At 41.3% G+C, this 22009-nt stretch carries 28 protein-coding genes and 2 pseudogenes; 13 read left to right on the top strand and 17 right to left on the bottom strand.

Annotated elements, in window-relative coordinates; all coding sequences use genetic code 11:
* Positions 1 to 84: 84 nt before the first annotated feature.
* The 3 genes and pseudogenes from GC093_RS08130 to GC093_RS08120 form a co-directional block, all read left to right on the top strand.
* Positions 85 to 758, top strand: a pseudogene (locus GC093_RS08130) (IS110 family RNA-guided transposase); the annotation flags it as partial.
* A 308-nt stretch (positions 759 to 1066) separates the two neighbouring features.
* A complete protein-coding gene (locus GC093_RS08125) occupies positions 1067 to 1315 on the top strand; it encodes a hypothetical protein (protein WP_171651367.1) in 249 nt (82 codons plus the stop codon).
* A complete protein-coding gene (locus tag GC093_RS08120) occupies positions 1263 to 2813 on the top strand; it encodes a glycoside hydrolase family 3 protein (protein ID WP_216624549.1) in 1551 nt (516 codons plus the stop codon). The genes GC093_RS08125 and GC093_RS08120 overlap by 53 nt, the downstream gene beginning before the upstream one ends.
* A 426-nt stretch (positions 2814 to 3239) precedes the next feature.
* Here the strand turns inward: GC093_RS08120 and GC093_RS36855 are convergent, their stop codons facing one another.
* From GC093_RS36855 to GC093_RS08100, 4 genes are all read right to left on the bottom strand, one after another.
* Positions 3240 to 3374 (bottom strand): hypothetical protein, encoded by a 135-nt coding sequence (locus GC093_RS36855; protein WP_171651377.1) that lies wholly within the window; start codon positions 3372 to 3374, stop codon positions 3240 to 3242.
* Positions 3375 to 3436: 62 nt separating this feature from the next.
* On the bottom strand, positions 3437 to 3607 hold the full coding sequence (locus GC093_RS08110; protein WP_171651365.1) for a hypothetical protein: 171 nt from the start codon (positions 3605 to 3607) through the stop codon (positions 3437 to 3439).
* 387 nt (positions 3608 to 3994) lie between these two features.
* The gene (locus GC093_RS08105) at positions 3995 to 4303 is read right to left on the bottom strand and encodes an immunity 53 family protein (RefSeq protein WP_171651364.1); all 309 of its coding nucleotides are present in this window, start codon (positions 4301 to 4303) and stop codon (positions 3995 to 3997) included.
* 132 nt (positions 4304 to 4435) lie between these two features.
* A complete protein-coding gene (locus GC093_RS08100) occupies positions 4436 to 5329 on the bottom strand; it encodes an AraC family transcriptional regulator (RefSeq protein ID WP_171651363.1) in 894 nt (297 codons plus the stop codon).
* Between the two features lie 182 nt (positions 5330 to 5511).
* Here GC093_RS08100 and GC093_RS08095 point away from each other — a divergent pair, with 182 nt between their 5' ends.
* The 4 genes from GC093_RS08095 (at position 5512) to GC093_RS08085 (ending at position 8849) form a co-directional block, all read left to right on the top strand.
* A complete protein-coding gene (locus GC093_RS08095; protein ID WP_171651362.1) occupies positions 5512 to 6492 on the top strand; it encodes an aldo/keto reductase in 981 nt (326 codons plus the stop codon).
* Between the two features lie 187 nt (positions 6493 to 6679).
* Positions 6680 to 6952, top strand: a complete 273-nt coding sequence (locus GC093_RS35820) for an MFS transporter (protein ID WP_246313940.1) — start codon at positions 6680 to 6682, stop codon at positions 6950 to 6952.
* 12 nt (positions 6953 to 6964) lie between these two features.
* Entirely contained in the window at positions 6965 to 7867 is a 903-nt protein-coding gene (locus GC093_RS08090) for a sugar efflux transporter (protein WP_281365194.1), read from the top strand.
* A gap of 130 nt (positions 7868 to 7997) precedes the next feature.
* Entirely contained in the window at positions 7998 to 8849 is an 852-nt protein-coding gene (locus GC093_RS08085; protein WP_171651361.1) for an aldo/keto reductase, read from the top strand.
* Positions 8850 to 9065: 216 nt separating this feature from the next.
* Here the strand turns inward: GC093_RS08085 and GC093_RS08080 are convergent, their stop codons facing one another.
* From GC093_RS08080 to GC093_RS08070, 3 genes are read right to left on the bottom strand one after another with little or no spacing between them, the layout of a single operon-like run.
* Positions 9066 to 9683 carry an FMN-binding negative transcriptional regulator gene (locus tag GC093_RS08080; protein ID WP_171651360.1) on the bottom strand — a complete coding sequence of 206 codons (618 nt, stop codon included), beginning with the start codon at positions 9681 to 9683 and terminating at the stop codon, positions 9066 to 9068.
* 21 nt (positions 9684 to 9704) lie between these two features.
* Entirely contained in the window at positions 9705 to 10226 is a 522-nt protein-coding gene (gene paiA, locus GC093_RS08075; RefSeq protein WP_171651359.1) for a spermidine/spermine N(1)-acetyltransferase, read from the bottom strand.
* 27 nt (positions 10227 to 10253) lie between these two features.
* Positions 10254 to 10706, bottom strand: a complete 453-nt coding sequence (locus GC093_RS08070) for a MarR family winged helix-turn-helix transcriptional regulator (protein WP_171651358.1) — start codon at positions 10704 to 10706, stop codon at positions 10254 to 10256.
* Between the two features lie 175 nt (positions 10707 to 10881).
* Between GC093_RS08070 and GC093_RS37050 the strand changes: the two are divergent.
* A pseudogene (locus tag GC093_RS37050) lies at positions 10882 to 10989 on the top strand (YitT family protein); the annotation flags it as partial.
* On the opposite strand, the gene GC093_RS08065 reads toward GC093_RS37050, so the two are convergent.
* Complete coding sequence (locus GC093_RS08065) at positions 10976 to 11182, bottom strand: cyclase family protein (protein WP_312886478.1); 207 nt, start codon at positions 11180 to 11182, stop codon at positions 10976 to 10978. The pseudogene GC093_RS37050 and the gene GC093_RS08065 sit on opposite strands and share 14 nt — an antisense overlap.
* Before the next feature lie 256 nt (positions 11183 to 11438).
* On the opposite strand from GC093_RS08065, the gene GC093_RS08060 reads away from it, so the two are divergent.
* The 4 genes from GC093_RS08060 (at position 11439) to GC093_RS08050 (ending at position 13746) form a co-directional block, all read left to right on the top strand.
* Complete coding sequence (locus GC093_RS08060; RefSeq protein WP_446686371.1) at positions 11439 to 11792, top strand: PadR family transcriptional regulator; 354 nt, start codon at positions 11439 to 11441, stop codon at positions 11790 to 11792.
* Entirely contained in the window at positions 11773 to 12318 is a 546-nt protein-coding gene (locus GC093_RS35810) for a DUF2812 domain-containing protein (RefSeq protein ID WP_246313938.1), read from the top strand. The genes GC093_RS08060 and GC093_RS35810 overlap by 20 nt, the downstream gene beginning before the upstream one ends.
* 125 nt (positions 12319 to 12443) lie before the next feature.
* Positions 12444 to 12980: a DUF2812 domain-containing protein gene (locus GC093_RS35805; RefSeq protein WP_246313937.1), complete on the top strand. Its 537-nt coding sequence runs from the start codon at positions 12444 to 12446 to the stop codon at positions 12978 to 12980.
* A gap of 430 nt (positions 12981 to 13410) precedes the next feature.
* Positions 13411 to 13746, top strand: coding sequence for a ribosomal protein L7/L12 (locus GC093_RS08050; RefSeq protein ID WP_171651357.1), 336 nt, complete (start codon positions 13411 to 13413; stop codon positions 13744 to 13746).
* A gap of 184 nt (positions 13747 to 13930) precedes the next feature.
* Here GC093_RS08050 and GC093_RS08045 read toward each other — a convergent pair whose 3' ends face one another.
* The 8 genes from GC093_RS08045 to GC093_RS08010 form a co-directional block, all read right to left on the bottom strand.
* Positions 13931 to 14653: a nucleotidyltransferase domain-containing protein gene (locus GC093_RS08045; RefSeq protein WP_171651356.1), complete on the bottom strand. Its 723-nt coding sequence runs from the start codon at positions 14651 to 14653 to the stop codon at positions 13931 to 13933.
* A 141-nt stretch (positions 14654 to 14794) separates the two neighbouring features.
* Entirely contained in the window at positions 14795 to 15349 is a 555-nt protein-coding gene (locus tag GC093_RS08040) for a dihydrofolate reductase family protein (RefSeq protein ID WP_171651355.1), read from the bottom strand.
* Positions 15350 to 15473: 124 nt separating this feature from the next.
* Entirely contained in the window at positions 15474 to 15833 is a 360-nt protein-coding gene (locus tag GC093_RS08035; protein WP_246313936.1) for a tyrosine-type recombinase/integrase, read from the bottom strand.
* Positions 15834 to 16055: 222 nt separating this feature from the next.
* Positions 16056 to 16229 (bottom strand): HAD family hydrolase, encoded by a 174-nt coding sequence (locus tag GC093_RS08030; RefSeq protein ID WP_171651354.1) that lies wholly within the window; start codon positions 16227 to 16229, stop codon positions 16056 to 16058.
* 14 nt (positions 16230 to 16243) lie between these two features.
* Positions 16244 to 16615: a 5' nucleotidase, NT5C type gene (locus GC093_RS08025; RefSeq protein ID WP_171651353.1), complete on the bottom strand. Its 372-nt coding sequence runs from the start codon at positions 16613 to 16615 to the stop codon at positions 16244 to 16246.
* A 533-nt stretch (positions 16616 to 17148) separates the two neighbouring features.
* Entirely contained in the window at positions 17149 to 17697 is a 549-nt protein-coding gene (gene sigK, locus GC093_RS08020) for an RNA polymerase sporulation sigma factor SigK (protein ID WP_171651375.1), read from the bottom strand.
* Between the two features lie 1284 nt (positions 17698 to 18981).
* The gene (locus tag GC093_RS08015; protein WP_171651352.1) at positions 18982 to 19353 is read right to left on the bottom strand and encodes a Rieske (2Fe-2S) protein; all 372 of its coding nucleotides are present in this window, start codon (positions 19351 to 19353) and stop codon (positions 18982 to 18984) included.
* A 2-nt stretch (positions 19354 to 19355) separates the two neighbouring features.
* A complete protein-coding gene (locus GC093_RS08010) occupies positions 19356 to 20480 on the bottom strand; it encodes an amidohydrolase family protein (RefSeq protein WP_171651351.1) in 1125 nt (374 codons plus the stop codon).
* Between the two features lie 175 nt (positions 20481 to 20655).
* Here GC093_RS08010 and GC093_RS08005 point away from each other — a divergent pair, with 175 nt between their 5' ends.
* Positions 20656 to 21522 (top strand): helix-turn-helix transcriptional regulator, encoded by an 867-nt coding sequence (locus GC093_RS08005; protein WP_216624548.1) that lies wholly within the window; start codon positions 20656 to 20658, stop codon positions 21520 to 21522.
* Positions 21523 to 21690: 168 nt separating this feature from the next.
* Here GC093_RS08005 and GC093_RS08000 read toward each other — a convergent pair whose 3' ends face one another.
* Positions 21691 to 21867 (bottom strand): hypothetical protein, encoded by a 177-nt coding sequence (locus tag GC093_RS08000; protein WP_512699086.1) that lies wholly within the window; start codon positions 21865 to 21867, stop codon positions 21691 to 21693.
* Between the last annotated feature and the right edge of the window lie 142 nt (positions 21868 to 22009).

The following is a 22009-nucleotide window of genomic DNA, read 5'->3' as shown; positions in this document are numbered from 1 at the left end:
GGAAGCACTCATGGGAGATTAATCCTACTCTGGTTTTTGCACCAGCCTCTACTCTGATTTAGCCATAGAGAGGATGTTTTTAAGATGGAAGTAGTCATTGAACGTGCATGCGGTATGGATATTCACAAGGATAACATTACAGCATGTATTCTAACTTCGAAAGGAAAGGAGATTCAAACGTTTTCAACTAAAACTGTATTTCTATTGCAGCTACTCGATTGGATTAAACAACATGAATGTACTCACGTTGCTATGGAAAGCACAGGGGTATTTTGAAAGCCTATTGTCAATTTACTTGAAGCTGAAGGAATTAAATTCTTAGTGGTCAATGCTCAGCATATGAAAGCACTACCTGGACGTAAAACAGATGTCAAAGATTCGGAATGGATAGCCAAGCTTCTTCGTCATGGACTCCTCAAAGCAAGGTCATTCCAGACCGAAATCAACGAGAGCTTCGAGAACTCGTTCGGTATCGTCGCAGTATCATTGAAGAAAGAGCCAGACAGCACAATCGAATTCAAAAAGTGCTTGAAGGGGCAACTATTAAGCTCGGCTCTGTTGTGTCAGATATTATGGGCGTTTCTTCTCGTGATATGCTGCGTGCCATTGCAAATGGTGAAGATGATCCCGAAAAACTGGCGAACTTCGCTAGACGCACCATGAAGCGAAAAAAGGATGATCTTGAACTCGCTCTTCAAGGCTATGTAAACCCTCACCAACGTCTGATGATAAAGACCATTTTAACTCACATTGATTTCGGTTCATCCTCGGTGGATGAATCGATGCTGACCGGTGTGATAAGCAACGACAACAATCCATTGTTCGGCATGCATTACGAAGACTTGAAGGTCTCGGCTACTTCTTTTCCAGACTCAACCTCAGCCAGTAAGAAGCACCAATTCCAATAGGGCAGCCGCGATACCTCTAAACGAAGCGTATTCTTTTCAACTTAGGCCTGTTGTGGTGTAAGACGAATCCATCATTTCATTGATCGCAACGTCCCAGACTCACCAATCGAAAGCAAACGAATTTCAAATATTATACCCCTGACGGCACAGGCTCCTATATGACTGATGACGGAGTATCGGTGACAGAAAATCAAGCCTTCCAAATTTTTGATTGGGGCAATGACGCTTATAGCTTCAGATCATTGGCAAACAACCGCTGGGTAAAAGGAAATGGTAATGCAGATCCTGCCAGTGCTGCAATCAATAACACGCAAAGTGTTGGTAGCGATCCAGACATCTACAGCTATGAAAATCATGGCGACGCCAGACATCTCCGTGCCGGCGCTTTGGCTGGCCAGCAGCTTTAACACCGATATTTTTCAATACAGCTTTTTAACGAATGGTTTTTATTTCAAAGTTGAGGACGATGGAAAACTGATCGCGGGTACGGACGTGGCTGCTTTCAATCAAAACCCTGATTGTGATGACGTTGATTTTACCGAAGTTGTGCTTCAACAACCGGGCTCAAACTCGCAAACGCTAAAAATTGAAAACGATTACAACATTGTTATAGTGGGAGCGGCTCCAAGAATTGTTACCGGTGAAAGCATCGACCGTCCGAATTTGAATCTGGGTACGCAGCAGGCCGAGCTTGTGCACAATGTCGCCCAGCAGTTCCCTGGCAAGACCATCGTCGTCATCAAGTCCGAGTCCCCGTTGGCTGTTGACGATATTCAAAACGACCCGAATGTCAGCGCCATCCTTTACTACGGGTATAGCGGGCAATATGAGAACAAGGCGCTGGCCGAAGCGCTTTTTGGCGGCTATGCTCCGGCAGGACGACTGACCTCGGATTGGCTGAAAGACATCAGTTCGCTGCCCAAACTATCTCCGGAAGTGCAGGCGACGGTTGATCCCCGTTATACGGTCGATATGACGAATGCCGACCCGCTCGAAGCCAAGCTGACTTATCGGTATTCCGACGCAACACCAACCTATGCCTTTGGCTATGGGCTAACCTACACCACCTTTGCATACAGCGACCTGAGAGTACGCCCGACGGTTAATGCCAATGGCACATTTGACGTAAACTTGAAGGTCATAAACACTGGCAACAATACGAGCGACGAAGTCGTGCAGTTGTATGTTCATTCCCGTGATTCCGCTTATGGCAGCTATGTGCCCAAGAAGCAGTTGGCCGCCTTCAAGCGAGTAGGCAGCATTACTCCGGGAGAAACAAGGGATGTGACCTTAACGGTTGATCCTCATGACTTTGCGGTGTGGGATGTCAACAAACAAAAGTATATGGTGGAATCCGGTCGTTATGACCTGTTTGTCGGCCGCTCATCCGATAACATCCTGCTGACGAGTGAAATTACTGTGAACGGCGAAACGATCGGCTCATTGGATCTGAAATCGAAGGCGAAGAACCTCTGGGATCACACGTACGTGAACAACGGCGTTATTGGAAGTGAGGTTTCCAAGGCAAGAACCGCGCTATATCAAGGCGAATACTATGCGGTTACTTCGACCAAAGACGGCGACTACGTGGGCATTCCGAACGTGAACATGAACGGCGCAAAGGGTTTGAAATTGCGCGTTGCGTCAACAAGCCCAACCTCCTCAATCGAGGTGCGCGCCGATTCGCCGACCGGTACGAAGCTGGGCACCATTACGTTTCATTCAACCGCTCCCGTTGAATATGACATCGGCGGCGGCAAAACGGCCAAAGAACTGGGCTACACGGATGCGACGGGAGCGATCACGCAGGTCTCTGGTGACCATAATCTTTATCTCGTGTTCAGAGGCAACGATATTCGCGTGGACAGCATAAAGCTTCTGGCATCCGATGAGGCAGGTAAGTAAGGAGGACGGCCATTTTTAAGTCCTTCTGCAGCCTCCGTCGTTCTATATTTTCTCGTGCCTTGCCGATGAGCAAGCTGTACGAGTCGATCCTCCTCGCGGGAACACTCAGGCGTCTCGAGTACGCTGCTTGGGCTCGGTAGTTCGATGTTGTCACTGGCGACTGCGGTACAAGCAAGACGACGATTTGACGGTTCACCGAGGTGCTTGACCCAGCCAAGTACAAGGGGTGCTATACTTGTCAGATTCTTAGCACGGCAGATTGCCAAAGCGGTTCGAGAGAACATCATGTTTATGTGGATTGCCTGTCTCGCCGAGGAAAGATACGAGAAACTCGAACATTACTTTATGCGTGAAGCTGCGAAGAAAAGAAGTCAACCTTTTAACGCAATTATTGAAGCCAAGTAAATAACAAAACGAGCCTTGAAGTTAATTCAAGGCTCGTTTTGTTCCCGCCTTTTGAAAAACGGGTACTTTGAGCGAATTTTTATCATATGTTTGTAAGTCAGTAAAATAGACGACTTCACAAGATGAATTTGAACAAAATCCATACGACGGAGGAATAAAAAAAGCTTGTCATGCTCGATGCCTTAATGAACCAAGCTCCTCCTACTAATACTTACATTTTATTTATCATTCAGCTTTTTATAAATGGCATAAGAACCTAAACCTATTATATATGCCGCCAATGAAATTACACTTATACCATAACTATAATCTTTGTAATTAACTGGTCTTCCTGGCTCTGATAAGGTTCTGCCGAACCAAGAAGCTAATAAATATGTTACTAACATCATGAAGAGAGGTATTAGGTTTATCATTTTTTTTCTTCAATACGCTTCATCCCGCATTCTTCAATATTTAGTAAGACGTAATGTCTGATTTAAAACTTCCTCCTCCGCTTGATAGAAATTACCACATTACCATCTGCCCCGATCTACTCTTACTTATACGTTTCCATACATTGGAAAGTTACGTTACTCTGCCCGTTACTTTAATAAACAAAAGAGGAGCAGCAGCGAAGCAAGCCCCTCAACTATAGTTTCTCGTTAGCTTAACAAAAAAGCCGCAGTTGCCACGATATTTTGCTTCTTGATGAAAAGATTTTAAGACCAAATGACGTATTGCATTCTTGACGATTACGTCGGATTCAAAAACCGCCCGATAATCAGCTGTACGAAGTGTTAACAATCCACTATAGGTTCACATAAGTTAGACCACTCTTGGAATACCAAAAGTATTTCCTCCAAATTACGGCTTCCTCCCCTGCCCTTGAATAAATTTTCACTAACATTACAATAAATCCAATCAACATCAGTACGTTCGATATTTAGTATTTGAAAATCTTTATTCTCCAAAAGCGTTCCTTCCAGTCTTATATCAATAGCCCACCCTGGATTATCTAGAGTTGTTATTTTGATTCCATAGCTATGTTCCCAATCACCATCACAGTATTCTGAATACCAATGCTCCAACCATTTCAAAACATTCAATCCATAATCCTCCTTTATGATAAATAACTCCACATGGATTAAGTATCGTTCCTCGTTAGTTTAACTCCGAAATCAATTCACCTTTGCTTAGCGTATCTCCCTTAACTGGTATCATTATTATTTTAAACCGCTTTATACTCTTAGGCGTTTTATATCTTGTCTAGGCGGAAAGCCAAACATGCGAGAATATTCACGGCTGAATTGCGAGGGGCTTTCATAGCCTACTCGAGATGCCACATCAGCAGCATCTGCTGATTCGGTTAATAATAGGCGACGTGCTTCCTGCAATCGCAGTTGTTTTTGAAACTGAATTGGGCTCATAGCAGTTACCTCTTTGAAGTGTCTGTGAAACGATGAGATACTCATCCTGGCTATTTCTGCAAGCTCCTCAATGCGTAAAGGCTTACCGTAGTTATTGCTTATTTGTTCGATAGCCTCCCTGATTCCATAGGTGCCGCTTCCTTCCATTGCGATTTGCGCCAGCGTAACGCCATACCTCCCATGCAAAAGCCTGTATAGAATTTCCTTGGTGTAAATAGGAGCAAGGAACGGAATATCCTTTGGACTGTCTAGCAAACAAGCCAATCTGTATATTGAATCCATTATAGGTAACTCCATCTGACCCACAAACATAGCTCGTTCAGCATTTCCTTTTGGGTTGATTCCAATGTCAGAATCATTTAAAATCTCTAAGATTTCACTCGCTGTAAATTCAAGTCTTAAACCCAAATACGGAATGTCGGAAGAAGCTTCAGTGACTTGAGCAGTAACCGGCAAGTCAACAGATGTAATAAGGTAATTTGCAGGATCGTACTTGAAGCGCTCCTGTTCCAGCCATACTTCCTTCGCCCCTTGAGCCACAATGCATAAAGAAGGTTTGTAAACTCCGTTATTGGGTCCAGTCAAATTAGAGCGACGTATGAAAAACAAAGCCGGAATGGCTGTTCTGTGAACACCGTCCTGTACCGAATACCGCTCAATTAGTACAGCAAGTTCATTCTGCTGTTTAGTTATTGTTTCAGACATAAGATCCTCCTTGTTCCGTCATTCCTAGTTATTTAATTATATGCCATATGCGCCAATTACATAAGTGCAGTGAGAGGATTAGGCAATCATTTGGCATGAATGGGATAACGATCGCTTTTTCATTTGTTGCATAATAAGGTTATACCCCATTAACAAAAGGGAACAAAGGAGCGTATCGACAAATGAAATATGTGAAACTTGGAAATACTGGCTTGGATGTATCCCGGCTTTGTCTTGGCTGTATGAGCTTTGGAGTAGCAGAGCGGTGGCATCATCCATGGATACTTGATGAGGAGCGAAGTCGTCCTATTATAAAAAAAGCCCTTGAACTAGGTATTAATTTTTTCGATACGGCAAATGTGTATGCAGACGGAACCAGTGAGGAAATTATTGGGCGGGCTCTAAAGGATTATGCCAGTCGGGATGAAATTGTTCTCGCGACAAAGGTGCACGGACGTATGCATCAAGGTCCAAATGGCGCAGGGCTCTCCCGAAAGGCAATCATGAGTGAGATTGATAAGAGCCTTAAGAGACTGGGAACCGATTACGTTGAGCTTTATCAAATCCACCGTTGGGATTACACTACTCCCATTGAAGAAACGATGGAAGCTTTGCATGATGTTGTGAAGGCTGGTAAGGCAAGATATATTGGGGCTTCTGCAATGTACGCCTGGCAGTTTCTTAAAGCGATACATGTAGCCGAGAAAAATGGATGGACCCGGTTTGTATCGATGCAGAATCACTTAAACCTCATCTACCGTGAAGAGGAGAGAGAGATGCTGCCCCTTTGCAAGGTAGAAAAAATCGGTGTGATTCCATATAGCCCGCTTGCATCAGGAAGACTGACGCGTGATTGGTTGGAAACAACACTTCGTTCCGAAACCGATCAAATGCAAAAAATTAAATACGAAGCGACAGCAAATACAGATCGACTGGTCGCGGAGCGTGTTGCAGCAATAGCAGAAAAACATGGCGTTCACCGTATTCATATCGCATTGGCTTGGTTGCTTCAGAAAGAACCTGTCTCAGCTCCTATTATCGGTGCTACGAAAGTGTCTCAACTCGAAGAAGCCGTAGGTGCTCTATCGATTACGTTAACACCTGAAGAAATTGCGTCACTGGAAGAGCCTTATGTTCCCCATCACGTAGTTGGTGCGGTTTAATATAAGATACGACAAGAACGTCCTTATCAGTTATCAGAGGCGTTCTTGATAGAAAATCAGGCGGTAAAATGTGCATGCCGATCGCAGAAGCAACTGGATAATTACGCTTCTTTCGATCGTAATACATGCATTCACCACGGAAACTAAGGAGGATTTAAAGCTGTATATACGTTAAAAAAGACTATTTGTGATTAAAGGATATAGTCTATTCGTCATTTGTATGCTGCTGCTTGGTACCGGCATCTCCATCACAATGCCGTATTTATCCCTGTATTTTACAGAAGGCATTGGAATGAGTGCAGGAGCCTTTGGCGTTTTCATGGCTGTGAGTTCATTAAGCGGCGTTGTTGTGAACTCGCTCATTGCTAAACGTTCGGATCGCGGGATGGACCGAAAATTGATCATTCTGTTTGCCATAATTTCATCGGCTTGGATATGCCTCGTATTTAGTGTTTCATAACTTCTTTATTCTTTGATTGTTGTCAGTCTTTTTAGTGGATTAGGTGCTCCTGTCATGCCGCAAATCTTTGCCTATGCACAGGAATCTGCAAATGCAAGCAATCCCGATGACAAAACGTTTGCCATGTCCACACTGCGCTCTCTCTTTTCCCTTGGATTTCTAGTCGGACCGTTAGTCGGGACATTGTTTTTGAAATGGCTGGGCTACAAGGGGCTCTTTCTGGGGACAACCGCCATATACCTTACCATTGCATCTTTGGTATTCCTGTTTCTGCAAAAAAAAGCAGTTGAACGCAATACCGGAAAGAGAAAGAATACAGGTACCGCTTCGTTCAAAAACAGGCAGATCTGGCAGCCGTTTATCGCCTTTATTTTTCTGTTTGCGGTCGTTACCATTAACTCGTTCAACACACCGCTCTTTATTGTGAATGAGCTTCATGGTACGCATACGGATGTCGGACTCGTGGTTAGTGTTTGCGCTGGTCTGGAAATTCCCATTATGCTTGTGCTCGGTGCATTGGGCAGAAAGATATCGAACCATACCCTGATGATGATCGCCTGCGTTATCGCTGTTATTTATTACACCGTCTTAAGTGTATCGACCCATTCTTGGCAGTTGATCGCAGCGCAGGTTCTACAGGCAACGTTTATAGCGATTGTCTCAGGCAATGGACTAAGTTATTTCATGAATTTGATGCCTAACTTACCAGGGCTGTCCACAACCATCTATTCCAACGGGTCCATTATTGGAAGGTTAGTAGGTAATGTGGGCGGCGGAATGATTGCCCAGTTTGCAGGGTTTCGTCCTGTTTATTGGGCGTGTCTGGCAATTGTAATTTTATCCCTATTTATCTTATGGAGAACAAGCCCCCATGAGGAAATGGAAGCACAAATAGGTCACACTCGATCCGAGTAGTCTGCAATAGAGTGCTGTAAGAGGAATCGCTTACCTGTACGTTCTCGAAGCGCGCGGCGGACCGAGTGAGTCTGTTATGGATAAGACCTAAAAGATTTACAAATAATTTTTATAAACTGGAGGATTTTATATGCAAAAAGTAATTTTGAACAATGGTGTTGAGATGCCTATACTCGGTTTTGGTGTTTTCCAGATTGCAGATCAAAATGAATGTGAACAAAGCGTTTATGACGCTATTATGGCAGGCTATCGGCTGATTGATACAGCTGCCTCATACCTAAATGAACAAGCAGTAGGCAGAGCCATTAAACGGAGTGGCGTAGCAAGAGAGGAATTATTTATTACTACGAAGCTTTGGGTTCAGGATGCTGGTTATGAGCGCACCAAAAAAGCATTTGAAAAATCACTGGAAAGATTGCAATTGGATTATTTGGATTTGTATTTAATTCATCAGCCATTCGGCGATGTGCATGGTTCTTGGCGGGCTATGGAGGAATTGCATCGTGAAGGAAAGATCCGTGCAATTGGCGTTAGTAACTTCCATGAGGATCGTCTGATTGATTTGATCATTCATAATGAAGTAGTTCCTGCTGTAAATCAGGTTGAGACGCACCCTTTCAACCAACAAATTGAAAATGCAAAATTCATGAAAGAGAATCATGTTCAGATCGAATCTTGGGCGCCTTTTGCTGAAGGGAAAAATAACTTGTTCCAGAATGAAGTTTTAGTATCCATAGCTGGAAAATATAATAAATCCGCTGCCCAGGTGGTCTTACGTTGGTTGACACAAAGAGAAGTTGTTGTAATTCCAAAGTCGGTTCGTAAAGAGAGAATTATTGAAAACTTTGATATCTTTGATTTTGAATTAATCCAAGAGGATATGGAGTCGATCGCTACGTTAGATACGAAACAGAGCCTGTTCTTTTCACATCGTGATCCTGAAAAGGTGAAATGGATCGGTACCCGGAAACTCGATATCTAACCATCTTTCGCAAAACATCCGGCAGGTTGTGATTACGCAAAAAGAACAGAAATAAATCACTAACTCAACAATTGTCGTTAAAATATGGAGCAGATGCTTAGGTAATCTGCTCCTATTTCGTTCCAGTCTCCAGGTATAATTTAAGCAAATCTGCACGTACTTCAATAAAAGAAAAAAGGAACTGCTCAGCTGCAAATCCTCAACTATCGTTCCCAGTTAGCTTAATGACCTAATATTTTGTTTCATAAGAGAGGAGATTTTTTGCTCGTCTGTATTTTTGATCTTGTCTAACTGTTGAATAACCAATTCCTGTCGTTGTTTTGAATGATTTTGGCTAAACTTTGCTTTCCCTTCTATTCTGTTAATTTTCAATTTAAAGCCTTGAACTCCTTTATTCAAACCACTTAGAAAGTCGGGGTCTATATCCTGCAACCTGTAGGAACTATTAGGGGTTTCGTACTTCAATACCATATCATTTAAGGAAACCATTAACTCATTTTCGTCATCTATAAGTTCGACTTCACCGTATACATGAACGGTCACATAGTTCCACGTTGGAACTGCCTTATTCGTCTCATACCAAGAAGGGGAGATATAACAATGAGGACCATGAAATACTGCTAATACAATTTGATGCCTAATGTCTTTCCTTTGAGGATTTGGACGAGCAAAATGACCGTATAGGTACATATGATTTTTATCGAGAATTAATGGCAAATGGGTAGCATATGGTGCCCCATCATGTTGAGAAAACAATGTAGCAAAACTATTTTCTCTAATAATCTTATAGGCAATTGATATATCCGTAATTTCAAAATGCGAAGGTATATACATATGGTATTCTCCTCTCATACATTAATATATCAGTGTTTTGGTCATTATAAAATCAATTTGTTCTTCATCACCCATATAAAAAGAGTGCGCTCCAGTTTGAACAAAACCCTTTTTTTTATAAAAGTCAATTGCCTTCTCATTCTTTTCCCAAACGCCTAGCCAGATAATCTTTTTGTTTTGTCTTATGGCTACTTCCATCGCTTTGTTTAGTAGATATTTTCCAAGCCCTTTTCTTTGAAATTTGTATCTAATATAAATCCTCTCAATTTCGAGAGGCTCATCACCCATTTTTTTAGACAGAGAATCATTAAAATTTACCTTTAAATATCCAGAAAGTTCTTCATTAAAATAGATGAAAAAGAATTCTGAAGAGATATTGGACAATTCCTTTTCCAACTGTTTAGAGTTAAATGCTCTTTCCAAGTAGGCTTTCATATTTTCAGGAGAATTCTGATCTTTAAATGTATCGTTGAATGTTTCAATACTTATTTCTTGGAGTTTTTGTAAATCTTCACGGCCGCACTTCTTTATTTTTACAGTCATTTTAATATATAACTCCTTTATACAAAATCAATAATCTCTCTTATTCCCCTTTTTTACAAATTCCCAGTCAATTTCTATATTTTTTCTAACTCTTTGAAGAAGATAAAAAATGGATTCTGCTTCTCTATCGGAAAATCCCGCTAATGCAACACTATTCGAATGATAATTTTCTCTTTTTATAAAAGGAAATACATTATTCCCTTTTTCTGTTGGAAAGAGTTTTTTTATCTTTTTGTTATGTTCATCATCTTTCTTTTCAACAAAGCCATTAATTTCAAGGTTTTTTATTGCACGAGCTGCGGTTGTTCGGTCTACTTTAATCATTTCAGCTAACTTTTCTTGAATTATTCCTGGATTTTCACATATTCGAACAAGGTACAAATACTGCCCTTTTGTAAGGTCATATTCTTTAAATTCTATATTGCTTATAGAATCTAAAGCCCTGGCAATCATTCCAATTTCACGTAGGATTTCTTTCATATATGCAACTCCATCATTTTTTTACTATCAGCACTTTAATAAATATTATAATATTTTTGTTGTATTTACAACATTTTTGATGTGATCAGGGCGCTATGGCTGTTTTAATAAAAAATAAATCTTGAAAGGTCGCATCATTAAGAACTTAAGAAACACTTAATATGTTGTTTATGTAATAGGAATTATAATATTAAGTCTCTGAATAGCTTTCACAATTCAGTCAGAGCTTGGTACATCACCTTTTGGTGCACTTTTAGTTGACCTTTCCATTAATGTGGGGCTCCCAATGTCTTGACACCGGGGTGCATGTGTGAAGGCGCGTCCACGTGTGTTCCGGTTTGGCCACCCATCGAAAGCTGCCGCAGGTCCCAGGTGTGACACTCGTATGTGTGCGCTACCTTGACTTTTACCTCCGGATCGCTGGGATAAACGTGCATGCCGTCCGCAATCGGCAACGACAAATTGATCTCTCTCACTCAGGCGCCTCCTTTCCTGCAAGCTATTATCCAAATTTCACTTCAGTTTGACTTGAACTAACGTTCCTCGTTAGTTACTCAACTAATGCGATCATGAATCGCATGTCGGGAAAATCTGGTTTCATCATCGTATGTAACCTCTAAGGAAATATAAAAACAATACAAAGTAATGTTGAAAGTTATGTCACGTCGTGATATAGTCGTAACACGACATATATACTTGTGACATAGTTAAACGGGTACAAAAACAAGTGAGGTGGTTATTCTGGACACTGAAAAAGTGCTGAAAAAGTATGTACCCATGACAGAAACGGCGTTTTATATACTCTTATCCTTAGCTGAACCGCGTCATGGATATGGAATTGTTAAACACGTAGAAGAAATTTCTAATTCTCGAATTCGATTAGGTTCAGGCACCGTATACGGAACTTTAACAAAAATGCAAAAAGACGGGATTATAACAGTATTTGCCGACGAGGAAAGAAAAACGGTATACGAAGTGACAGAGATTGGGCATAAATTAATCACTGCTGAGATCGATAGACTTAAAGAACTGTACCAGAATGCACTGAAATACGGGGAGGATTTTTATGATTACAAAAGTATTTAGGCCATTCTGGAGCTACGATGTGCAGAAAACCGAAGAGTGGCTCTCATCTTTGGCAGAAAACGGTCATGAATTAGTGAAAATACATCGAGGAACACGGCATTTTTTCTTTCAGCAAGGCGAGCCGAGAAAAAGAACGTACAGAATCGGGTACGATAAAATTCAAACCAATTCACTGTCTAAAGTTATATTAGATGATGGATGGGTGAAGGCTTTGCAGAGTGGAAACTGGTATGTAACGGCGAATGAAAAGCCTCTTGAACAAATAAAAGCCTTCCCAGTACGCGAAGGTATAATCAAACATAATAAGATGATACTGTACATTTTCGCGAGTGTTTTAATCTATTTAACAGTCATTGCTGTATTTAATCTTATCCTCGGTTTGGTAATATTTTTCCAAGATGTACCTGGTCATTTTGTCGAAAGTCCTCTTTGGATTTTAACATACTTTTCAATAGGCATTGGAATTCCCTATGGGTACTTACACTTTATTCTGTTATTAAAATTAATAAGACAAACAAGAAATTGATTGGAGAAAAAATACAACGAAAGGAACTACTGGGGAGGGGCCAAGTTGAAAGAAGGCTAAGCAAGGACGAAGAGGAGCAGTTCAGACGTTCAGGTCAACTAATTGTTAAGAGAAGGTTTGGATGGATGTATGCTCCGGATAAACTTGAAAAGTGGCTCGAAGCAATGGAAGAGCACGGGCTTAATCTTTATCGTGTTGGTAAAACAGGAACCGTTTTTTATTTTATAATGGGAAGTCCTCGTAAAGTAAGTTATTGCGCGGATTATCAAAATATTGCAGATGAAGGCTACTTCGACATTCACAGAGATGCGGGCTGGAAGAGTACTTTTATTTCCACCTCATCTATTCAAAAATGGACCCTATGGAGCCGTGAATATTCAATGGACGAGGAACGGCCACAGATATACAGTGATAAATCACATCAATTAAAACATGCTAAACGCATAGCCATAACCTATTCTTGTATGTTTCTTCCACTATTAATAATTTATATTTTATTTGTAGTGGCAAATATTTACTGGATGTCCCATCACAGTCTGGATAAAATGAAAATTATAAACATGACTTTGCATGTACTACTAATCCTAACTTTTGGTTCGTTCTCAGTCAGAACTTGGCTGTACTACAGGCGACTAAGTAAGCGTTATAAGTACAATTTGTGATTTCAAGAGGGTATAAGAGTTCAAAATCCCTTGAAGAATGGGATTTTGCTTTCATGAAACAATGTAAAAAGTCGCCCTGCGATCTTTCCCATTAAGATCTAGAAAATACTGCGGTATTTCTTCATTACGGACCTCTACCGCTTGCTTAATTAATGGTTGCCCGTATCTATCACGAACATCTATTTTATTAAAGCAAACCCAGTTGCATTCCATTTTCGCTTCAAGAAATAACCAAAATCTTCTAATCCCAAATGTGTGCAGATAGGAAAATGTCCCTCTCGTTTTAAGCTATTATAACCTGATAAGAATAGAGAGGGACTTCACTTCCCAGACAAGCACTTATTTTGAGAAAGAGCACATAAATGCCGTAATTATTTTGACTCCCTAGAAATATAGATTAATATATAGAATAAAAAGAGGGGGTTACTATATGGAAAGATCAGAAATTTTGGCAATTATTTCATTACTGGTATCCATCTTTCTTATTCTTAAGTTAATAGGCATGCAAGCCCGCATTAATGAGCTGAAGTACGATGTTGCACGTCTGGAGGGACTGCCAGAAGCCTATCCCTTATCCAAACAGGCAACAGCTCCCGTTTACGTGAAGTCCCTAGATGCTTTGGAACTTGCCCCGGAGTTGGAACAGCGACTTCAGTTTCTACTGACGGGTGGCAAGAAGATTGAGGCCATCAAAGAACTAAGGGAAGCCACTGGACTCTCTTTAAAAGCTGCCAAAGATTGCGTGGATGCTATGATAAATCGCTAGGACTCTATCCCTTTTTTCCTCATTTTTTACAATTACATTATGAATTGGTATCTTATCTTCGAAGAAAATAATGTCTTAAGCAGACAAACTAGTTCACTATCGTACCCGTTAGTCCATCCGTGCATCCCCTTCGTTGCACCACAGAGCATGAAAGTTAATCCGTTCTTTCATGGTAGCTTAATATTCAGTTCTCTTGTGTCTTCCATGAATCCTTCATCCATCCACCAACAGGCCCAAGAACATAAGAACAGATGGCTTCCAACACTTCTTTTGAACCGAGTGATTCAAGGCAGTCATCAAGCAGATTCGCCATACTAGCATCGCGAACTCTTAATTCATCGACTTGATATTTCGTTTTTACTATCCACCATTTACGTATTATGAATTGTGCTTCAACACATTTTCGAAGAATTTCCAATGATATCCATTGCCGTTCCCGGTACTCCTCTTTGTCGCAAAAATCTTCCCACAAATCAGTTATCTGAACTCGGATTTTTCGGATTTCTTCAGTTGAAGGGTGATTAGGACCATCATGATAGGAACTCAAGGCTGACGATTGTAAATTTCGCCACCTTTCAGTGTTTCCTATTAAACATTTTCCGGTGGCAAGCATAACTGTAATTGTGGCAATATTGGTACCATTCCGTTCAAATTCTTTAACGACATGTTCATACCATGACCAAGGCGCAATCATTAGTTGGAATTCACGACCAAGATGAATAAGACTCTCCCGTTGAAAATTTGAAATCTCACTTATGTAACATAGGTCAATGTCGCTGTGGTACGTAGCCTTTCCCAATGCATAAGAACCGCAAAGAACAACGGTCTCCACATTACCTCGACTAGGTAAGTCCTGTTGTAGAAACGCGTTAATAAAATCCATAATGTTGGAGTCACTCTGAACCATAAACTCCCCCCTTCCTGTATGCTATTCCAAATAAAACCAAAGATCACCTTTACTCATTAAGGTAGCCTTTGGTTTTTTTTGATACTATCCAGTATTTACTTGATAATATTTATTGTATTATAATCATTGGCATGTGCATTATTATTTCCCGTTCATATGATAGATTAGTTGGACAACACCAGAGGAGAACGTTTTTGTATTAACCATTTTTAAATTCAACCTCTGTTTAATATCAATAAACAACGGTTTTCCTTCTCCCAAAATAACAGGGTGAACAGATAATCTAAATTCATCAACAAGCCCTAAATTGATAAAAGTTGTAATAAGACTCGCTCCGCCATATAGCCAGATGTCTTTACCAGGCTTATTCTTTAATTTATTTACTTCTTCAAGAATATTATCATTTATAAATAATGCTTTATTATCAGTCCCTTTTTGCGTTCTAGAAAACACATATTTTTCTTTACTATGAACTAATCCCCACATTTCTTTTTCAGTTTCAGTATCTTCAATTTCTGGAGTAAATTGTCCCCACAAATCATAGCTTTTTCTTCCGTATAAAATAGTATCAATTTGATTTAAGAAATTAATAAACCCTATCTCAGAGTCCATAATGCACCAATCAACTTCCCCATTTTTCCCTTCTATAAAACCATCTAAAGTAACTGCTAAATCTAAAATTATTCTTCGTTTCATGATTTGTTACTCCTTTCGTTGATCTACCATCCATTATAGACCTTAAATATGTCACCTTATGTCATATTAATACCGGAAAGGTATCTTTCAACTATGCTGCCCTTTAGTTGAGTACCGGTACCGGTCAATTTTCTCGATGGTTAGTATACCAAAAGAACCGACGGTACAGTTCTCGTCTTCGTTCTCCACGCAGTTGGGCATATATTTGAGTGGTGGATGCTTTTTCATGACCCAACATGCCTTGTATGAACTCCAGGTGCGCTCCATTATCCAACACTTCTCTTTGTTTGGATCCTTTCCCATTTACAATCGCCGAGCAACGTTCCCAGTTGAGATCTTCAATATTTATCTTTTGTACCTCCCCAAAACGGCACCCGGTACTGTATAGGAACTCAAGTAAGGCTCGTTCTCGAAGGGAGAGGCAGGATATCTTCAGATGAATCACGTCTTCTTCAATCAAAAATTTCGGAATGCGCTTATCCATCTTTGGTTCTCTTAATTTCAGGGAGGGATTTGTCGCGAGGTAACTTTCTCATATGCAAAGCGAAACAGAGACCGTATAAATCGGTAGCAATATTATTCCGTAAGCGTAACGACTAGTAGGTCGTTACTTACAATTACGCCTACTCATAACTGCCCTTTAGGCTCAAGACTGCTGTTAGTATCGGCAGCCGAGTTCTGGTTGTTTATTGACTCTCGTTATCCGTTAGCGTGATGACCCTTCTAAATCATTGATGCGTCTGTTTACCTCTAACCAATTAGAAGCACGATAAACCAAATCAATGTTCACAGAAGTATTATACGGCTGTTCAAACAAAATTACTGGAATTTTCTTATCGGCAAATTGTTTTGCATAATGGGGGGCATCATCAATTAACACACTTATCTCGGAGTCTATACATTCCTGGAGCTATCTTCGGTGAAAGCAATATTATGGTATCTAATCCCATTATGTTTAAGCCAATCAATTGTAACATCTCGAAAAAGTAAAGGACGAGCTGTAATAATTGATATTTGATGACTAATAAATAATTCCTGTAATACTTCCACTGCCATGGGAAAAGCCGACGAGTTCCAATGAATATCGTGACCGTATTGATGATAAACTTTTTCACGCTCAGTATTGTTCCACCCATATAGACGGTAAAAATAAAAATCCTTAACATCTTCAAGAGTATACGATAAACCAGAAGCTTTATTATAAAAGTGCAAATATGACGAAGTGGCATCAAGAACTGTATTGTCTAAAACTACTCCAATATGCATTTTATTTCATCCTCAGCTTTTAACTATTTATACCAGGGTAGTGTACAAAATTTATTCACCTATATTGCCCTTTAGCTTAATGATGCTGGTTTTCAAGGCAGACTGAGTTTATCAAATCACCTAACGAGCCAATCCGCTGTTCAACTGAATCAACATGATAAAACGTACATGTGTTTCCGATTCTATTCAGTTCATTTGTTGAGGAGTACAACTTCTTCTTGTCCTATATTACGGAGTTTTGTTATGGAGTCTATGTTTGTTTGAATGGGTTGTCTAGTCGTTCTAATCTTTGCAGTTTTATATTAACACATATTGGAAGTATCCTGCCCGTTAGCCATACATGCAGTGCAAGCACCGCACCAGAGATGATGAAAATGGGTTAAGGAATCCGTCAATACTGCTACTATATTCAACCGAATTCTTTAATTTTGAAATATTGTTTTCAACAACAGCTAACAATTCATTTCTGGGCTTGTCCTATTTGCATAAAAAAACTCAGCCTATCAACAGATAGACTGTAATCTTATAACTTTTCAGCGCTTCACTTTATAAAACTCATGATACAGCTTCATCAGTGCCCTCTTCTCAATCCGTGACACGTAAGAGCGCGATATCCCCAACTCCTTCGCTATCTCCCGCTGCGTCCGCTCCTCCCCGCCAAGCTCTAAACCAAAGCGACCCACTACGACTTCTCGCTCCCGCTCATCCAATATATCTAAATTCTTATAGATTTTGCTTTTCTCAATCTTCAGCTGCACCTTATCCACGACATCGTCGGCCTCCGTGCCGAGAATGTCAATCAATGTAATCTCATTTCCCTCCTTGTCCGTTCCAATAGGGTCATGCAGGGAAACGTCTTTGCGTGTTTTCTTCAGCGAACGCAGATGCATCAGAATCTCATTCTCAATGCAGCGGGCTGCAAAAGTGGCCAGCTTGGTTCCTTTATCCGGTGAAAACGATTCGATCGCTTTGATCAATCCAATCGTTCCAATACTAATTAAATCCTCCAAATCTTCGCCTGTATTGTCGAATTTTTTGACTATATGAACACGAAACGATGTAAAAAATTTTGTTGCCGTGATGGGTGACCTTCAATAAAACGGAATTTTTCATAGTAATTATAACTTAACTCATAAGTTTGCCACTTTGGCATGCTTATACTTCCAATTAACTGTGGCTAACTTATGCTTCCAAAATCAAGAAAACATTAATAAATCAACTGTTTTAGCTATATTGCGTAGCGTAAGCATTAGGAAAAAAGGAAAATAACCAATTGCTTCTGCAAACGGTTTGAGATGTTGAAATCGTTCTTCATTCTGTTCGTAAAAGGATTCTATTTCTCTTTGCCGATTTTTTTATGAAAAGGAGGATATTATGTTGAAACCTGGTCACATTGTAATTACTGACGATCAATTGCAAGACGTTATGTTTAACGGTACTAATATACAAGCATAGCAAACTGGGCAAGCACTTCATCAAGGCGGTTGGAGTCGACATTCTACGGGTAGGATGACTTTCTGTGACAAATAATTCCTTATAATAATCCTTGCGACTCTCAAGGTATTTTTTAGCCAAACCTTACATTCGGTTGTAAAATACACTTCCCTTTGTTTAGAACCCTTCCCATTCACAATGCCCGAGCAGTTCTCCCAGTTGATATCTTCGATATTTAATTTCTGTACTACGCCTACACGACGCCCGTGCAATACAGAAAATCTAAAAGAGCATGCTCACGCGGCGAATCACAGGATATTTTCAGATGGATAACATCTTCCTCAATTAGAAATTTTGGGATACAATTCTCCATTTTTGGTACTCTTAGCTTTAAGACAGGATTCGGGTTTGACACCTTTTTCAAAGGAAAACAGATCCCTGGCTAAAAGGACTTACTCAAGGAAGAAGTAGCTTCCTGAGTACGTCCTTTGCACTATCGTTCTTCGTCGCAATATTGGTATAAGTGCAACTTCCTTTCCTTTTTGAGGGAGGATACCTGAAATAAGTTTACCTCTTGAATGTAATTAAAGAATTCCCCATCGACCCTCCCGTTTGCGACTTTTCGGCTCCTGCGGAAGCTAGGGATTCAGTCCATAAATGATTCATCCTTCGATATTTCTCCCCCTGGGAAAAAAATAGCTCGATTTCAGCAATGGTGTTCATAAACACGGGTTCAATTCTTCGACTGTCACGAGGTTTTGTTTGTCATTTTGTAAGGGATTACGGTGAACCTATTCATGATTATCTTATCCAGACCCGGCACATTGCCTAATTACTCTGCAAAGCGGTCAAATTAAGTCCAAAAAAACCTTATCCGAGCGCACAACCTGGAAACTTTCTGCCCGTCCTCGGATAAGATCTCATTGGCACTGCTACATCTCGATGAATACTTTTCCCTGCTCCACCGACAAATCAAACGTTTCTACTACAACCTCGTAGGTTTTTGTGCGGACTTTATTATCTACAACTAGACCGCCGGTTTTAATGTCAAATTCCCAATGGTGCCACGGACAACGAACGATTTCCCCTTCTTGTTCGTAAACAAATTGCCCGGGTAGCGGCGATGTGACCCATGAAGTAATCGGCCCTTTGCAAAGATGGGCCCCCTGATGAGGACAATAATTAAGAATGGCATGAAGCTTTCCGGATAATTTATAAATTCCTACGCTCCGCCCTTTTACATCAACAATTTTCGGTTCGTCCTCCGTGAATTCATCAACTGTTCCCAAATAATGGAGCACCATCGTTATTCCTCCGTTTTGTCCGGCATAGGCAGGCCATAGTACTTGGCAGCGTTATAGTAAAACACATTATCTGTTGTTTCTTTGTCCATTTTTGGGAAAACGAGCTTCGGCGAGTCGAAATCCCAATGCGGGTAATCGCTGCAGAAGAGCAGCTTGTCCTTGGCGTGCATAGCCTCGAACAACGTATCGAACGCTTGTCGGTTCGGCGCTTCCTCAATCGGCTGGGAGCCGATGTACATGTTGGTAAGAAAATATTCGCTAGGCTTTTTCTTCACCCAAGGCGTCTGCTCGCGCAGTGCTTTCCAATCCTGGTCAAGACGCCACAAGTAAGGAGCGACCCAGAAGACGCCGCCTTCGATAAACGCCACCTGCAGCTCCGGAAATATTTCGAATACGCCTTCGAAGATAAAGCTGGCCATATGGGCCATGTAAGCTTGCGTACGGGCAGCACGATATTCAATATAGTACGAAGGATAGCCGACATTCGTAGCGGATGCGTTCATCCCATCGCCGATAGCTCCTACATGCATGGTGAAATTGATTCCATGCTTCAAGCAAGCCTCATATATCGGATGAAATATTTTATTTCCGTAAGGATGATGCGAGCCCGACGGAACATAAGCCTGAACCATTCCGGGATGGGAGCCGAGCCGTTCGATTTCCCGAACCGATGCAGCTACATCGTGAATCGGCAGGTAGATGGAGCCTCTGAACCGGGGCTCCTTGTCGAGCCAATGCTCAATCGTATAGTCGTTGAAAGCGGAACACAATGCGGCCGAGTAATACGTATCGGCAGTGTTCGTGCACGCTATAAATTCGCCTGTCAAAATTCCGTAGCGGATGTCAAAAGGCTCCAAAAGCTGCTCGACCATGAAATCAAGATCCGAACCGGCAGGACCACCGCCTGGAGGGAAAGAATCGGCTCTTTTTCCGATGTTGCCTCCGTTCATCGTACCCGGCCCCCCGCCAAAATTCGGTCCCCACAGTTCAATACGCTCCCTGTATTTACGTGGCAGGTAAGGGAACAGCTGCTTGATGTCCTTATAAGTATGATGGATATCGCAATCAATAACTCCAACGCCTTTGCGTTCCTTTGTCTTGTTGGCCGTTGCTTCTATTAAACTCATGTTTTCATCTCCTCTTGTTTGTTTCGGCAAGATCTGCAAGCGCATGTTTTACATATCTATCATATAACCAGGACCGTCCTGACGAAAATAGTATTTCGTCAGGGCGGTTTGTCATTTTGTAAGGTCAATGCTATACTTTAGCCTGCTGGCAACAGACCGATTTAAGGAGGTGCGGATGAAAAAAATGGGTAAGCGACAGCATCCTGACAAGTACGAAGAATCACGCAATTATGTTGTTAACGAGTTGTCCTTGAACGGCGGCTTATGGCCAGTCCGGATGGGACGCATCAAAGCAGGCCCGGATCATCGCTTCCCGCAGCGGATGATCGATTATTACGCATTGCATTTTGTTATGAACGGAAAGATTCGTCATGTCTACGGAGAACAGCAGGTCGAGCTAGCCAAGGGCGATGTTTTTTGTGCATATCCGGGCATCGTATACCGCCATTTTATTATTCCGTCCGACCAACCCTTGGAAATGATTTGGGTTTCCATCGATGGTGGGCAACCTCCGCTGCTGCTCGGGAAAGCCGGCTTCCGTCCATCTGCCCCTTACGTCCCAAGTTTGATCGGTAAAGAACTCGAAACATCGCTCGTTCATCTGTTCAGTCAACAGGAAGATAACGGCAGCCGGAGACAAGTAGAGTTGATTGCGGCTATCTACCGTATATTTGGACTTATGATTCCACAAAAAAGCACCGACAAGTCCGATGCAGGACCTGCTGGCTGGATTCCCCGAAGCATAGAGTACATGAATATGCATTACACCGAAAATATCAACGTGCAAGACGTTGCTGCGTATATTTCGGTTCACCGGGCTTATTTCTCCAAAATATTCAGCGAGCAAACCGGAATGACGCCCATCCAATATTTGCAAAAGCTACGCATGGAGAGAGCACTTCAGCTTCTGCAGCAAACACGGTATACGATCACGGAAATCGCAATTATGCTTGGTTATCCCGATTTATATTCCTTCACCCGGGCGTTCAGCAAGCATTACGCAGCATCTCCGAGTAAACTGCGCGAAAAAATGCAGCAATGACCGGTGGTCAATCCACAACTATTTATCGGCAACGTTCCGGCCTATCTTTTACATTCCATCTACCAACAGACGCAGACATTACAAAAGCCGCCCTTTCCTGTGATAAAAGGAAGGATGGCTTTGTTTTGGATACAACACTTTATTTTTCCATATAATAACCCCATGCAGTTAAAGATTGGCGTTGGCAATAACTTTTTGTTGATCTTTCAAAAAGTCAGGTACATTTACGATCACTAAACTATTCTTATCAAGTCCTTTTTTCACTTCGATCACTGTACCATTTTTGATGCCTGTTTCTATAGGAGTTCGTACCGCCTTCGTTCCCTGCACGGTCCATACATAGATTGTTCCATTCTAGCTTTGCTTTACTGCCCGTGAAGCACTTGCAGCGCAGATTTCACTCGACTCACGACAAAGCTCACATCGACATTAGTAAAACGGAATTTTTCATAGTAATTGTGGCTTAACCCATAACTTTGCCGATTTG

This window comes from Paenibacillus foliorum (genome assembly GCF_013141765.1).
Lineage (GTDB): Bacteria > Bacillota > Bacilli > Paenibacillales > NBRC-103111 > Paenibacillus_S > Paenibacillus_S foliorum.
This window is presented reverse-complemented; position numbering and strand designations above follow the sequence as displayed.

Excerpts from the sequence above, each read along its gene's own strand:
- GC093_RS08125 (WP_171651367.1), top strand. The coding sequence starts at position 1,067 with ATGACTGATGACGGAGTATCGGTGACAGAAAATCAAGCCTTCCAAATT.
- GC093_RS08120 (WP_216624549.1), top strand. The coding sequence starts at position 1,263 with ATGGCGACGCCAGACATCTCCGTGCCGGCGCTTTGGCTGGCCAGCAGC.
- GC093_RS08110 (WP_171651365.1), bottom strand. The coding sequence starts at position 3,607 with ATGATGTTAGTAACATATTTATTAGCTTCTTGGTTCGGCAGAACCTTA.
- GC093_RS08100 (WP_171651363.1), bottom strand. The coding sequence starts at position 5,329 with ATGTCTGAAACAATAACTAAACAGCAGAATGAACTTGCTGTACTAATT.
- GC093_RS08095 (WP_171651362.1), top strand. The coding sequence starts at position 5,512 with ATGAAATATGTGAAACTTGGAAATACTGGCTTGGATGTATCCCGGCTT.
- GC093_RS08085 (WP_171651361.1), top strand. The coding sequence starts at position 7,998 with ATGCAAAAAGTAATTTTGAACAATGGTGTTGAGATGCCTATACTCGGT.
- GC093_RS08080 (WP_171651360.1), bottom strand. The coding sequence starts at position 9,683 with ATGTATATACCTTCGCATTTTGAAATTACGGATATATCAATTGCCTAT.
- paiA (WP_171651359.1), bottom strand. The coding sequence starts at position 10,226 with ATGACTGTAAAAATAAAGAAGTGCGGCCGTGAAGATTTACAAAAACTC.
- GC093_RS08070 (WP_171651358.1), bottom strand. The coding sequence starts at position 10,706 with ATGAAAGAAATCCTACGTGAAATTGGAATGATTGCCAGGGCTTTAGAT.
- GC093_RS35810 (WP_246313938.1), top strand. The coding sequence starts at position 11,773 with ATGATTACAAAAGTATTTAGGCCATTCTGGAGCTACGATGTGCAGAAA.
- GC093_RS35805 (WP_246313937.1), top strand. The coding sequence starts at position 12,444 with ATGTATGCTCCGGATAAACTTGAAAAGTGGCTCGAAGCAATGGAAGAG.
- GC093_RS08050 (WP_171651357.1), top strand. The coding sequence starts at position 13,411 with ATGGAAAGATCAGAAATTTTGGCAATTATTTCATTACTGGTATCCATC.
- GC093_RS08045 (WP_171651356.1), bottom strand. The coding sequence starts at position 14,653 with ATGGTTCAGAGTGACTCCAACATTATGGATTTTATTAACGCGTTTCTA.
- GC093_RS08040 (WP_171651355.1), bottom strand. The coding sequence starts at position 15,349 with ATGAAACGAAGAATAATTTTAGATTTAGCAGTTACTTTAGATGGTTTT.
- GC093_RS08035 (WP_246313936.1), bottom strand. The coding sequence starts at position 15,833 with ATGGATAAGCGCATTCCGAAATTTTTGATTGAAGAAGACGTGATTCAT.
- GC093_RS08025 (WP_171651353.1), bottom strand. The coding sequence starts at position 16,615 with ATGCATATTGGAGTAGTTTTAGACAATACAGTTCTTGATGCCACTTCG.
- GC093_RS08015 (WP_171651352.1), bottom strand. The coding sequence starts at position 19,353 with ATGGTGCTCCATTATTTGGGAACAGTTGATGAATTCACGGAGGACGAA.
- GC093_RS08010 (WP_171651351.1), bottom strand. The coding sequence starts at position 20,480 with ATGAGTTTAATAGAAGCAACGGCCAACAAGACAAAGGAACGCAAAGGC.
- GC093_RS08005 (WP_216624548.1), top strand. The coding sequence starts at position 20,656 with ATGAAAAAAATGGGTAAGCGACAGCATCCTGACAAGTACGAAGAATCA.